Origin of the sequence: Thiobacillus denitrificans, assembly GCF_001530125.1 — a bacterium.
Taxonomy (GTDB): Bacteria; Pseudomonadota; Gammaproteobacteria; order Burkholderiales; family Thiobacillaceae; genus Thiobacillus; species Thiobacillus denitrificans_C.
Window position 1 is genome coordinate 139,322 of sequence record NZ_LDUG01000019.1, and the last position, 11,627, is coordinate 150,948.

Annotated in this window: 14 protein-coding genes; 9 read left to right on the forward strand and 5 right to left on the reverse strand. The window is 57.7% G+C overall.

The genetic code is table 11. From position 1 onward, the window contains the following. Window positions 1–2: 2 nt before the first annotated feature. The 5 genes from ABW22_RS07405 to ABW22_RS07425 all read right to left on the reverse strand — a co-directional run bounded on the left by ABW22_RS07405 (window position 3) and on the right by ABW22_RS07425 (window position 2,807). Window positions 3–623 (reverse strand): hypothetical protein, encoded by a 621-nt coding sequence (locus ABW22_RS07405; protein WP_059754123.1) that lies wholly within the window; start codon window positions 621–623, stop codon window positions 3–5. Window positions 624–643: 20 nt separating this feature from the next. Next, window positions 644–1,498 (reverse strand): sulfurtransferase, encoded by an 855-nt coding sequence (locus ABW22_RS07410; RefSeq protein ID WP_059754127.1) that lies wholly within the window; start codon window positions 1,496–1,498, stop codon window positions 644–646. Between the two features lie 74 nt (window positions 1,499–1,572). Beyond that, on the reverse strand, window positions 1,573–1,905 hold the full coding sequence (locus tag ABW22_RS07415; RefSeq protein WP_059754132.1) for a TusE/DsrC/DsvC family sulfur relay protein: 333 nt from the start codon (window positions 1,903–1,905) through the stop codon (window positions 1,573–1,575). Window positions 1,906–1,932: 27 nt separating this feature from the next. After that, window positions 1,933–2,589 carry a type I-MYXAN CRISPR-associated protein Cas6/Cmx6 gene (cas6, locus tag ABW22_RS07420; protein WP_059754135.1) on the reverse strand — a complete coding sequence of 219 codons (657 nt, stop codon included), beginning with the start codon at window positions 2,587–2,589 and terminating at the stop codon, window positions 1,933–1,935. Further along, on the reverse strand, window positions 2,586–2,807 hold the full coding sequence (locus ABW22_RS07425; RefSeq protein WP_059754139.1) for a DUF6967 family protein: 222 nt from the start codon (window positions 2,805–2,807) through the stop codon (window positions 2,586–2,588). The genes cas6 and ABW22_RS07425 overlap by 4 nt, the downstream gene beginning before the upstream one ends. A gap of 383 nt (window positions 2,808–3,190) precedes the next feature. On the opposite strand from ABW22_RS07425, the gene dsrA reads away from it, so the two are divergent. The 9 genes from dsrA (at window position 3,191) to ABW22_RS07470 (ending at window position 11,614) form a co-directional block, all read left to right on the forward strand. Further along, entirely contained in the window at window positions 3,191–4,495 is a 1,305-nt protein-coding gene (gene dsrA / locus ABW22_RS07430; protein WP_059754142.1) for a dissimilatory-type sulfite reductase subunit alpha, read from the forward strand. 62 nt (window positions 4,496–4,557) lie between these two features. Further along, on the forward strand, window positions 4,558–5,628 hold the full coding sequence (gene dsrB, locus ABW22_RS07435; RefSeq protein ID WP_059754147.1) for a dissimilatory-type sulfite reductase subunit beta: 1,071 nt from the start codon (window positions 4,558–4,560) through the stop codon (window positions 5,626–5,628). A gap of 83 nt (window positions 5,629–5,711) precedes the next feature. After that, on the forward strand, window positions 5,712–6,071 hold the full coding sequence (gene tusD / locus ABW22_RS07440; protein WP_059754150.1) for a sulfurtransferase complex subunit TusD: 360 nt from the start codon (window positions 5,712–5,714) through the stop codon (window positions 6,069–6,071). A 9-nt stretch (window positions 6,072–6,080) separates the two neighbouring features. Continuing rightward, complete coding sequence (gene tusC, locus ABW22_RS07445; protein ID WP_059754153.1) at window positions 6,081–6,476, forward strand: sulfurtransferase complex subunit TusC; 396 nt, start codon at window positions 6,081–6,083, stop codon at window positions 6,474–6,476. Window positions 6,477–6,486: 10 nt separating this feature from the next. Continuing rightward, the gene (gene tusB / locus ABW22_RS07450) at window positions 6,487–6,786 is read left to right on the forward strand and encodes a sulfurtransferase complex subunit TusB (RefSeq protein ID WP_059754157.1); all 300 of its coding nucleotides are present in this window, start codon (window positions 6,487–6,489) and stop codon (window positions 6,784–6,786) included. Between the two features lie 23 nt (window positions 6,787–6,809). Then, a complete protein-coding gene (locus ABW22_RS07455; protein WP_059754161.1) occupies window positions 6,810–7,145 on the forward strand; it encodes a TusE/DsrC/DsvC family sulfur relay protein in 336 nt (111 codons plus the stop codon). Between the two features lie 130 nt (window positions 7,146–7,275). Continuing rightward, window positions 7,276–8,016 carry a respiratory nitrate reductase subunit gamma gene (locus ABW22_RS07460; RefSeq protein WP_237763265.1) on the forward strand — a complete coding sequence of 247 codons (741 nt, stop codon included), beginning with the start codon at window positions 7,276–7,278 and terminating at the stop codon, window positions 8,014–8,016. A 50-nt stretch (window positions 8,017–8,066) separates the two neighbouring features. Next, window positions 8,067–9,590 carry a sulfate reduction electron transfer complex DsrMKJOP subunit DsrK gene (dsrK, locus tag ABW22_RS07465; protein ID WP_059754166.1) on the forward strand — a complete coding sequence of 508 codons (1,524 nt, stop codon included), beginning with the start codon at window positions 8,067–8,069 and terminating at the stop codon, window positions 9,588–9,590. Window positions 9,591–9,652: 62 nt separating this feature from the next. Continuing rightward, window positions 9,653–11,614 (forward strand): NAD(P)-binding protein, encoded by a 1,962-nt coding sequence (locus ABW22_RS07470; protein WP_059754171.1) that lies wholly within the window; start codon window positions 9,653–9,655, stop codon window positions 11,612–11,614. Window positions 11,615–11,627: the final 13 nt, after the last annotated feature.

Here is an 11,627-nt window from a genome sequence, read left to right on the forward strand (position 1 = left end):
CCTTACTCGGGCGGCAGCATGTCGGGCGAGCCGAAACCGCGTTTGACCGGCGCGTCGGACAAGAGGCCCTTGAAGCTCTTCCGCACCGTGCCCATCATTTCGGGCATTTCGATGTCCATGATCTGGTCCATGACCCAGGTCTTGTCGTCGTCGCCCATCTCTTCGCGGATTTGCAGGCCGAGGAAGCGCAGCGCCGGGAAGCTGGCCTTGTCGTCGTCAGGAAATTCGAATTCGGCGTAATCGGCAAAACGGCGGTTGAGGAAATCGATGAATTCCTGTTTGTAATTGCGTGGGTCATCCTTGCCCACGACTTCGCGCACGTTCTGCTCCATCACTTCGGCCAGGCGGTTGCTGACGGCCTGAAGCACCGCGGCGCGGCGTTCCGGCGGGAGGGTCGCATACGCCATGCGGTCGCAGTAATGCACCAGAAAGGCGAGGAACTCGGCAATCAGTTTGAAGCCGCGATCGGGGGTGATGATGTCGTAGTTCTCGCGCCCCAGATTGTCGATCGCTTTATCGGCGACGCGCCAGGCTGTGGTGGCGACGGCACCGGCGATTTCCTCGGCGGTGCGCTCGCCGCCCTTCTTGAACCAGATGGTTTTAACGCGTATGGGCATGGCCATGAGTGTTCTCCTTGAGTCGCCTAGGCGACGTCTCCAGTGGCGACGGGGCGGGCGGGATCGGTGATCCACTCGCTCCATGAGCCGGGGTAAAGCCGTGAACCGGGGAGGCCGGCGATTTCCATCGCCAGAATGTTGTGGCAGGCGGTCACGCCGGAGCCGCACATGTGGATGGCCTGCCAGGTCGGCTTGCCTTTCAGCAGCGCCTGGTAGTTCTCGCGCAGCGCCTCGGGGGGCAGGAAGGTGCCGTCCACATCGAGGTTTTCGTCGAACGGCCAGTTGATCGCGCCGGGCACGTGCCCGGCCACCGGGTCGAGCGGCTCGAATTCGCCGGAAAAGCGACGATCGGGACGCGCGTCGATGATGAGCTGTTCACCGGTCTGCGATGCACGCAACACTTCGTCCGCCGTCACGATCTGGCTGGGTTCGGGCAGGCAGGCGCAAGCCGCCTTGTGCGGCGCCGGGATGTCGGCGTTGACCGGGCGTTTTTCGCGCAGCCATTTTGGGTAGCCGCCGTCCAGCAGGGCGACGCCGGGGTGGCCGAGCCAGCGCATCACCCACCACAGCCGGACGGCCATGGCGCCATAACTGTCGTCATACACCACCACCTGCTTGTTGACGCCGACGCCCCACGCGCTGAGCTTTTCGGCCAGCACGCGGGGATCGGGCAGGGGGTGCCGTCCCGTGGTTTCGCCCACGGGCGCGGCGAGATCTTCGTCCAGATGCGCATAACGCGCACCCGGGATGTGCGCTTTCGCGTAGGCCTGACGACCTGCCTCGGTGTCGGTGAGGGTGAAGCGGCAGTCCAGAATGACCCAGTTCGGATCGTCCAGATGGGCGGCCAGGTCTTCAGTGGTGACGAGGGTGTTGAAAAACATGAATAGAATCGAGAGTGGAGAGCGGTGAGCCGAGAGCATGGTGCTCTCGGCTCACCGCTCTCGGCTATGCTAAATCAGTAGCCGCCTTTGCCGAAAGGCTTGGGCAGGCCGGCGACGCGGCAGCCTTGGCGAGCAGGCATGTTGGGGAACAGCTCATACAGCTTCTTCTTCCAGTCCACGCCTTCGTGCATTTCGTCGAGTTCGGCGACCATGTTGCGGAAGTTGGGGGTCTGGCCGTCTTCCTTGTATTTTTCACGCAGGTAGTTGATGACCTGCCAGTGCGCGTCGGTCAGCGTGATTTTTTCAGCCTCGGCGATGAGCGGGGGGACGTCGTCGCTGAAATTAGCTTCCAGCAGGAAGTCCTCTTCGCCGGTTTCGAGCGCTTCACCATTTACAACATAAGACATGCTTTACTCCTTTCGGGGTGGTCAATTTTAAAGAATCGCCGGTGCGACCGGCGCGATGGATTTATGCGGGATGAAAATCCCGCAGCCTAACAAACGGTTGCGGCCCAGCCCTTCGTCCTGTAATTGCAGGGACTTGTGCGGCGGCACGTCGTGCAGCATCAGGCTGAAGCCATGCAACGGCTCGGATGCGCTTTGCAGGATTTGCGGCTTGCCGCAGATAAACCCGCAGCGCAGCAGGAAATGGCCGTCCAGTTCACGCATCACGTCCTGCACGAATTGTTCTTCAGTGGCACTGCCGGTGTCAACGAAGTGAGCGTAGATATTTCCGAACGGACTGAATTCGCGCGTCTTGAAGCTGCCGATCTGCAGGGTGTGGCCCGCCAGATCGAGCGTCTGCCCGACCAGTTGCTGCATGTCGTCTACTCGCGTCTTGGGCACGCGAATGAATAGCTTGGTACGCCGATTGATGCAGAGCGAGGCATCGCCGCTGTTGGTTTCCGCGCCTTTCAGATGCTGGATGCCGGTGCCCGCGTCTTCATTTAACCAGGGCAACAGGCTTTGCAGCGCATCTGCCAGCATCTGCGCGTTGTCGGCCGGGATGGTCGTGCCGACCAGATCGAACTGCAGATCGATCATGAGGGGGAAGTACGTCTCTGGCTTGTTTTCAGGCCAGTCCCAACTCATGGCGCGTCCCCGGCATGGTCCCTAGCCCATGTCTGCATCAGGTCGCCCCATTTCTGCGCGCTGACCGGGTCGACGTCGAAAATGGTGAAGCGCTTGCCTTCACGGATACGGATGCGCAGAAACGGCACGCCGCCCGACTCGTGGGTCAGGTGCTGGAATTCGATTTCCTGGCCGCCGAACGGCAGCCGCATTTTGTCTAGGGGCGTAATCTCTGGCATGAAACTTTAATCCGTGGTGTGGCCATATGTTGATCGGGATGTGTTGCCGGGGCAATGCACCTCAAGTCTTGCATTTCAATGAGGGTGTGACGCGGTATTTCAACCCTGATCTGGGCAAGGGCTTGCGTTCACAACAATATTTTAATACTCTTATGGGTTCCTGTGGCGGACATGATGTAGTGTCTCACTCTTTGCAGGAATGGGACATTACCGCGTTGGGGATAGCCGCCTACGCCATATGGGTAGGTGCAAGCCCACCCATATGGCGTACACGTTTTACCCATGAGAATGATGGTGGCGCGGCGACCCAGCCAATAAGATGCTGATATACCGTTGAGCTGTCTGCTGAGCGGGCATTTCGAAATTTTCTAGGAGAGAAGATAATGGCAAAGCAAATGATTGATACGCCCAATCTGGACGAGCTCGAGAAAGGCCCGTGGCCCAGCTTCGTGACCGGTCTCAAGCGTCTGGCTAAGGATAACGACATGATGGTTGACCTGATGGGTCAACTGGAAACGTCCTACCAGAACATGAAGGGTTACTGGAAGGGCGGTACGGTCGGGGTGTTCGGTTACGGCGGCGGCGTAATCCCCCGTTTCACCGAGCTGAAAGATGAAAACCACCAGCCGCTGTTCCCCGAGGCGGCCGAATTTCACACCTTGCGTATCCAGCCGCCAGCTGGCATGCATTACACCTCCGATCTGCTGCGCAAGATGAGTGACGCTTGGTCGGAGACCGGCGGTTCGGGCCTGATCGCGTTCCACGGCCAGTCCGGCGACATCATGCTCCAGGGCTGCAAAACAGAGGATGTCCAGAAAGCCTTCGACAGATTCAACGAAATGGGCTTCGACCTCGGTGGCGCCGGTCCTGCGCTGCGTACCTCCATGTCCTGCGTCGGCGCTGCGCGCTGCGAAATGTCCAACTTCGATGAAGCCAAGGCGTTGCGCACCGTCATCAACAACAACCTGGACGACATGCACCGTCCGTCCCTGCCGTACAAATTCAAGTTCAAGTTCTCCGGCTGCCCGAACGACTGCGTCAACGCCATTCAGCGTTCCGACATGGCCACCATCGGCACCTGGCGCGACAACATCCGCGTCAACGAAGAGCAGGTTCAGGCCTATTACAAGGCCCACGGCATGAATGATCTCGTCAACGACGTGATCAGCAAGTGCCCGACCAAGGCTATCACCCTGGTTGCGGCCGACAAGGTTGTGGCTAACGAGCACATCTCGGTGGCTCACTTGGGCGACGGCAATGCCCTGTGCATCGACAACAAGAACTGCGTGCGCTGCATGCACTGCCTGAACGTCATCCCCGGCGGTCTGCGTCCTGGCCTCGACAAGGGTGTCACCATTCTGGTGGGCGGCAAGGGCGTGCTGAAGATCGGCGCGACCATGGGCACCGTGGTGATCCCGTTCATGAAGCTCGAGTCCGACGAGGATTTCGAAAAGCTGAACGAACTGGCTCGCAACATCCTCGACTTCTTCGCTGAAAACGCGCTGGAGCACGAGCGTACCGGTGAAATGATCGAGCGTATCGGCCTGACCAACTTCCTCGAAGGCATGGACATTCCGGTTGATCCGAACATGATCAAAGAGCCGCGTTCCAACCCCTACTTCCGTGCCGACGATTGGGACGAGCAAGTCGAGAAGTGGAACGAGCACAAGCAGTCGACCGCAGCTTAATTCGCTTACCGCGGGTTCCAGTGCGAACCGGGCCCGTGCATTAATTTAGTTGGAGATAAATCATGGCAGAAATGCGTCCGCCTATCGAATCCGGCGCTCCGGATCCGATGCCCTTCATGCACCCCGTGATGGTGAAAAACTATGGCAAGTGGTCTTTCCATAGCCATCCAAAGCCGGGTGTCCTGTATCACCGCGCCGAATCTGGCGACGAAATCTGGACGGTCAAGGCCGGTACGGCACGCCAGATGGATCACTACACCATCCACGAACTGGCCGACATTGCCGATCAATATGGCGACGGTTTCGTGCGTTTCACCGCGCGTTCCAACATCGAATACATGGTGGCTGATGGCGCCAAGGTCGAGCCGCTGATCAAGGCGCTGAACGACAAGGGCTACCCCATCGGCGGCACCGCCAACTCGGTGTCCATGATTGCGCACACCCAGGGTTTTTTGCATTGCGACATCCCGGCCACCGACGCCTCCGGCGTGGTGAAGGCGCTGATGGACGAGCTGTACGACGACTTCATCAAGTGCGAGATGCCCAACCGCGTCAAGTTGTCCACCTCCTGCTGCGAAATTAACTGCGGCGGCCAGGCTGACATCGCCATCATCGTTCAGCACACCAAGCCGCCAAAAATCAACCACGATCTGGTTGCCAACGTATGTGAGCGTCCCTCGGTCGTTGCGCGTTGCCCGGTTGCAGCGATTCGTCCGGCTCTGGTCAACGGCAAGCCTTCGCTGGAAGTGGATGAGAAGAAGTGTATTTGCTGTGGCGCGTGCTTCCCGCCCTGCCCGCCGATGCAGATTAATGACCCCGAGCATTCAAAGATGGCTATCTGGGTGGGTGGCAAGAACTCGAATGCGCGTTCCAAGCCGACCTTCCACAAACTGGTCGCTGCTGGCCTGCCGAACAACGCACCGCGTTGGCCGGAAGTCGCCGAAGTGGTCAAGAAGATCCTGTATACATACAAGGAAGACGGCAAGCCTTGGGAGCGCATGATTGACTGGATTGACCGCATTGGCTGGCCTGCGTTCTTCGAAAAAACTGGTCTTCCCTTCACCAAGTATCACATCGATAACTGGCGTGGTGGTCGTGCCAACCTGAACGCTTCTGCTCACATCCGCTTCTAATAATGGGGGTGCCCCGTCGCGGTTTTCCCGCGACGGGGGGTGTGAGAACAATGGCTGGATTTTTCGGAGTTTGAGATAGATAAATGGAATTCGGTATTCTTGTAAACGAAGGGCCTTACACCCATCAGGCCAGTGATACTGCCTATCTTTTCGCCCGTACGGCGATCGAGAAGGGTCACAAAGTGCCGCGTGTTTTTTTCTACCATGACGGTGTGAACAATTCCACGCGATTGGCAACGCCCCCGCAGGATGATCGTAACGTCAACAGCCGCTGGTCCAAGCTGGCCGAAGAGCATGCTGTTGATCTGGTCGTCTGTGTGGCTGCTGCACAGCGTCGCGGCATTAACGATGATGTGCTGGCGCCCGGTTTCCGTATTTCCGGACTGGGTCAGCTGGTGGAGATGGGTATTCAGCACGATCGTCTCGTGACGTTCGGTGATTAAGGAAACGAGATGAGCGATATGGACGAAATGGAAGACGGCTCCGGCATCGTCAAGAAATTCATGTTCCTGAACCGCAAGGCGCCGCACGGTACCGTGTACGCGCTGGAAGGGCTGGAAGTGGTGCTGATTACGGCTGCTTTCGATCAGGATGTGAGCATGGTGTTTACCGATGACGGTATCTATCAGCTGATGAAGGGCATCGACACCAAGGGCATCGAAGTCAAGGATTTCTCCAGGACCTACCGTGCATTGGAAGGCTACGACATCGAGAAGCTCTATGTCGATCAGGCGTCGTTGGATGCACGCGGTCTGACCGAAGATGACCTGATTGTGGATGTGACGGTGCTCTCCGTCGATGAGATGGCAAATCTCATGGTCGAGCAAGACGTCGTAATCAGCTTCTAAGGGGATAGACATGCTGCATATTGTGAACAAATCGGCCACTGAGCGCAGCACGCTGGAAAGCTGCCTGCGCATGGCCACCAAAGGTTCTGCTGTATTGCTGATCGAAGACGCGGTGTATGCGGCGACGAACGGCAACGCGGCAGCGGCGAAAATCCAGGCAGCGGCGGCTGACCTCAAGATTTACGCACTCGGTCCTGATCTGGCGGCGCGCGGCATGGCCGGGCGCGTGCTGGACGGAGTCAATGTCGTGGATTACGGCGGTTTTGTGGATCTGGTCGCAGAGCACAGCAACTGTCAGTCTTGGCTGTAACTTTTAATTAAAGGAGTATTGCTATGCCCATGGTGGATATCGCCGGTAAAGAGTATGAAGTCGACGAAGAAGGTTATTTGGTCGATCTGTCGCAGTGGAACGAAGACGTCGCTAAATATATGGCGGTCGAAGAGAAGGTCGATCTGACCGACAGCCATTGGGAAGTGGTCAACTTCCTGCGTGAGTACTACGCTGAATACCAGATTGCTCCTGCAGTGCGCGTGCTGACCAAGGCTATCGGCAAGAAACTTGGCGCTGAAAAAGGCAACAACAAGTACCTGTACGAGTTGTTCCCCTACGGTCCCGCCAAGCAGGCTTGTAAGATCGCTGGCCTGCCCAAGCCGACTGGCTGTATTTAAGTTGTAATATTGTCGGGTCGCCCCGGGCTCATTCGGGGTGACTTCGATTTTCATGCTGTGTTTCCCGATCGAATGTGGCTGGGCTATGCCAGAGCTCGCGTTTGATTCGTAAACACAACGTTGTTGGGAGATGGGTTTGTCTACTGTGACGATGATTTATGCCGGGATGTTTTACATCGCAGCGTTGGTGCTGGTGGTCGGCTTGGTTTACAAAATAGTTGACTACAGCCGCACACCCGTGCCGTTGAAAATCCCAACCACGCCTGCGCCGACTACGCGTAGCGGGGTGATCTATCGCATGGCCAAAGAAGTGGTGGTGTTTGAGTCGCTGTTCAAGGCCAACAAATGGATCTGGGTGTTTGGCTGGCTGTTCCATTTCGGGCTGTTGCTGGTGCTGGCGCGCCATTTGCGCTATTTCACCGAGCCGGTCTGGTTCTGGGTCGGCATTGTGCAGCCGTTCGGAAAATACGCCAGCATCATGATGGTGATCGGTATGGCCGGGCTGTTGGCACGCCGTTTCCTGGTCGATCGGGTGCGCTACATTTCGACCCCGTCCGACTACCTGATGCTGGTGCTGTTGATTGCGATCGGGCTGTCGGGCATGTTGATGACCTTTGTCGTCCATACCGACATCGTGGCGCTGAAGGCTTTTTTCCTGGGCTTGATGTATCTCGACGTGCAGCCGCTTCCGCAGGATCTGACCCTGCTGGTTCACCTTGCGCTGGTGGCGCTGCTGATGGTGATCTTCCCGATCAGCAAGTTGCTGCATGCCCCGGGCCTGTTCTTCAGCCCGACTCGCAACCAGGTGGACAACCCACGTGAGCATCGCCATATAGCGGCGTGGGCGGCCCGGCTCGATCAGAAAAACTGATTCGTTGACATCGATTAACGAACGCGTAAGTACGGACAAAGGACCCTCAAGTGGCTGCTGCTGAATTTGACATTCCGAAACTCAAGGACGACATCGAAATCCCCAAGCTGAGGGAAGGCGTGATGGCGCACGCCAAGACCTTTCCAGCAGCCAAGGCGGTTCAGGATTTCATGGGCTACCCGCATGAGCTGGGGGAGGACTGGAAAGAGCGCGCCATCGACAAGATGGGCGAATTGCTGGGCAAGTATCGTTCGATGAAGGTTTTCCTGGATGCCTGTGTGCACTGCGGGGCATGCACCGACAAATGCCATTATTATCTAGGCACGTCCGATCCCAAGAACATGCCGGTAGCGCGCCAGGATCTGATGCGTCAGGTCTATCGCCGCTACTTCACCACAGCGGGCAAGCTGTTTCCCAAGCTGGTGGGTGCCAAGGATCTGACCAAGGACATCCTCAACGACTGGTACAGCTACTATTATCAGTGTTCGGAGTGCCGTCGTTGCTCGGTGTTTTGTCCCTACGGGATTGATACTGCCGAAATCACCATGGCTGGCCGCGAAATCCTGAACCATGTCGGCATGGGCCAGAAGTACTCCAACGAGATTTTGAGTAAGGTCCACAAGATCGGCAACAACCTCGGTCTGCCAGGCCCCGCGCTGGAAGACACCTTGGAGGGCCTGGAAGAAGACATCGAAGCCGACACCGGCGTGGCGGTGAAATTGCCGCTCGATGTGAAAGGCGTGGAAGTGCTGCTGGTCACGCCGTCGGCGGACTTCTTCTCCGAGCCGCATGTGGAATCGTTGATCGGCTACGCCAAGGTGTTTCACGCCGCCGGCATCAGCTGGACCTTGTCCACCCACGCTTCGGAGGCCGGCAATTTCGGCCTCTTCAACGGCAATTACGAGAGCATGCGCAAGGTCGCCATGCGGATTCGCGATGCCGCGCTGGAACTCGGCGTCAAGCGCATCGTGGTCGGCGAATGCGGCCATGCCTGGCGCGTTGCCTACAGCTTCTGGAACACGCTGACCGGCATCGGCTATGGCGGCGACGATCCGTTCTCGATCGAAATGCAAAAACAGCTCGACCCGACCTATCCGCAGCCGCAGCACATTTGCGAGCTGACCAACGATCTGATCAAGTCCGGCAAGATCAAGGTTGACCCGTCCCTCAATGACGATCTGGTCGTGACCTTTCACGACTCGTGCAACGTGGCGCGTGCGTCGCGCATGGGCACTGAGCCCGGCGGCCAGTTCATCATTCCGCGCGAGTTGATCAAGTCAGTGGTGAACAATTTCCACGACATGGCGGACGAAACCATAGGCGAATCCACCTTCTGCTGCGGCGGCGGCGGCGGCCTGCTGACTGACGATCTGATGGAGGTCCGGGTCAAGGGCGCAATGCCGCGTGCCACGGCCCTGAACAACGTAGTCAAGGAACACCAGGTCAATTTCATGGCCATGATCTGCGCCATCTGCAAGGCGCAGTTCACCAAAGTATTGCCCAAGTATGGCTTTAACATGAGCATGGTGGGCGGAGTGCATCAATTAGTCAGCAAGGCAATCAAGCTGGACTGAACCCGGTCTGGAAGATTGCGATTTATCTATCTTTTAGTAACGTAGGTGTTAGGAGAACCGACATGGCTGTCACGACGAACAAAGCAAAATCCGAAGGCATTGAATGGCGTCGCTATAAGGAAGGCGAGAAAGAGGGGAGCTTCCGCTCTGCTCAGGACATCATTTTCCAGGCGAGCTGGACGCACAAGTGCCCGGAGTACATGCTTTCCACGCCGCCTTGCCAGGGTTCCTGCCCGGCCGGTGAAGACATCCGTAGCTACCTCAACATCGTGCGCGGCATCGAGAAGCCGCCGGCAGGTGTGACTTGGCAGGAATATGCTTTCCGCCGGGTTACCGAAGCCAACCCGTTCCCGGGCGTGATGGGTCGGGTTTGCCCCGCTCCATGTGAGTCAGGTTGTAATCGCAATATGGTCGAAGACCATGTGGGCATCAACGCAGTCGAGCACTTTATCGGCGACTGGGGTATTGAAAACAACATGGTCTACACGTCCACGGCCGCAGAAACAGGCAAGAAAGTGGCTATTATTGGCGCCGGCCCTGCTGGTCTGGCTGCGGCTTATCAGCTGCGCCTGCGTGGCCACGGCGTGACCATCTTCGACGAGCACGAAGAGCTCGGCGGCATGATGCGCTACGGCATTCCCGGTTTCCGTACCCCGCGTGAAATGCTGGACTCCGAAATCAAGCGCATCATCGACCTCGGTGTTGAAACCCGCCTGAAGACGCGAATTGGTTCCGATATTACGTTCGAGCAGATCGAAAAAGATTACGACGCCATTTTCATGGCGATGGGTGCGCAGGCGGGCCGTCCGCTACCGGTGCCCGGCGCCGAAGCGCCCAACTGTGTGACTGCCATGGCGTTCCTGCGCGCATTCAACGAAGGCCGTCTGCAGCACGTCGGCAATCGCGTGGTGGTGATCGGCGGTGGCGATACCTCGATCGACGTGGCGACGGTAGCCCGTCGTCTGGGCAATGTCACCAAGTCGGGTACTGTGGATGATCGTCCGGAAGCGGTGATTGCCGGCCACATGGCCCATGATGTGGCTTCGATTTCCGCCCGTGAAGGGGCCGAAGTGGTGCTGGTATCGCGCTCCACCATCGACAAGATGGCCGCCAACCCGCATGAAGTCGAGCATGCCCAGCAGGAAGGCATCGAAATCATCGGTGGCGTGACCCCGGTGGCCGTGGTCGTCGACGAGAAGGGCCGTGCAACGGCGCTGCGCGTGGCCGACTTTGTGATGGAAGGCAAGGAAACCAAGCTCGTCGAAGGCACCGAGCGTGACCTGCCGGCCGACCTGATCGTCTCCGCAATTGGCCAGGGCGTCGATTTCGCCGGCCTTGAGCAGTTCAACAACAACAACGGTTTGATGAAGGCCGACAAGAACTACCGTTTCCCTGGCAAAGAGCACATCTTTGTTGGTGGTGACGTGCTGCGCCCGCACCTGCTGACCACCGCGATTGGTCATGCTTCAATCGCTGTTGAAGGAATTGATGCCTTCCTGAAAGGCAAAAAAGATCTCGACAAGCGTCCGAAGGTAGACGTGCACCACTTCGACGAAATTCGGCAGTGGCTGGAATCTGGTCATGAGTACAAGGAAGTCAAAGGCCAGATCTGGGGCACCGATGACCGTAAAGACATCCTGCATAACTTCGAAGACCGTTCGGCGCGTCACGTCATCCCGCACGACGATTTGTTTCTGGGGCATTTCCCCAAGGTCGAGCGTCATGTTCGTGACGTGATCGTTCTGGACAAGGAAGGCGCACTAGGCAACTTCGAAGAGCGTCTGCAGCTCTTGTCCGACAAGGACGTTGTCGATGAAGCCAAACGTTGCATGTCCTGTGGTCAATGCTTCGAATGTGACAACTGCGTGGTCTACTGTCCGCAGGTTGCCGTGTTCAAGGTCAAGAAGAAGGACAATCCCACCATGGGACGTTATGTCGACACCGACTACGGTAAATGCATCGGCTGTCACATCTGTGCCGACGTCTGCCCGACCGGTTACATCATCATGGGTATGGGTGACTAAGCGTGGCAGGCAA

What these genes read in the sequence shown, in the direction of transcription:
- ABW22_RS07405 (WP_059754123.1), bottom strand. Translation starts at nt 623, where the DNA reads ATGGCCATGCCCATACGCGTTAAAACCATCTGGTTCAAGAAGGGCGGC.
- ABW22_RS07410 (WP_059754127.1), bottom strand. Translation starts at nt 1,498, where the DNA reads ATGTTTTTCAACACCCTCGTCACCACTGAAGACCTGGCCGCCCATCTG.
- ABW22_RS07415 (WP_059754132.1), bottom strand. Translation starts at nt 1,905, where the DNA reads ATGTCTTATGTTGTAAATGGTGAAGCGCTCGAAACCGGCGAAGAGGAC.
- cas6 (WP_059754135.1), bottom strand. Translation starts at nt 2,589, where the DNA reads ATGAGTTGGGACTGGCCTGAAAACAAGCCAGAGACGTACTTCCCCCTC.
- ABW22_RS07425 (WP_059754139.1), bottom strand. Translation starts at nt 2,807, where the DNA reads ATGCCAGAGATTACGCCCCTAGACAAAATGCGGCTGCCGTTCGGCGGC.
- dsrA (WP_059754142.1), top strand. Translation starts at nt 3,191, where the DNA reads ATGGCAAAGCAAATGATTGATACGCCCAATCTGGACGAGCTCGAGAAA.
- dsrB (WP_059754147.1), top strand. Translation starts at nt 4,558, where the DNA reads ATGGCAGAAATGCGTCCGCCTATCGAATCCGGCGCTCCGGATCCGATG.
- tusD (WP_059754150.1), top strand. Translation starts at nt 5,712, where the DNA reads ATGGAATTCGGTATTCTTGTAAACGAAGGGCCTTACACCCATCAGGCC.
- tusC (WP_059754153.1), top strand. Translation starts at nt 6,081, where the DNA reads ATGAGCGATATGGACGAAATGGAAGACGGCTCCGGCATCGTCAAGAAA.
- tusB (WP_059754157.1), top strand. Translation starts at nt 6,487, where the DNA reads ATGCTGCATATTGTGAACAAATCGGCCACTGAGCGCAGCACGCTGGAA.
- ABW22_RS07455 (WP_059754161.1), top strand. Translation starts at nt 6,810, where the DNA reads ATGCCCATGGTGGATATCGCCGGTAAAGAGTATGAAGTCGACGAAGAA.
- ABW22_RS07460 (WP_237763265.1), top strand. Translation starts at nt 7,276, where the DNA reads ATGGGTTTGTCTACTGTGACGATGATTTATGCCGGGATGTTTTACATC.
- ABW22_RS07470 (WP_059754171.1), top strand. Translation starts at nt 9,653, where the DNA reads ATGGCTGTCACGACGAACAAAGCAAAATCCGAAGGCATTGAATGGCGT.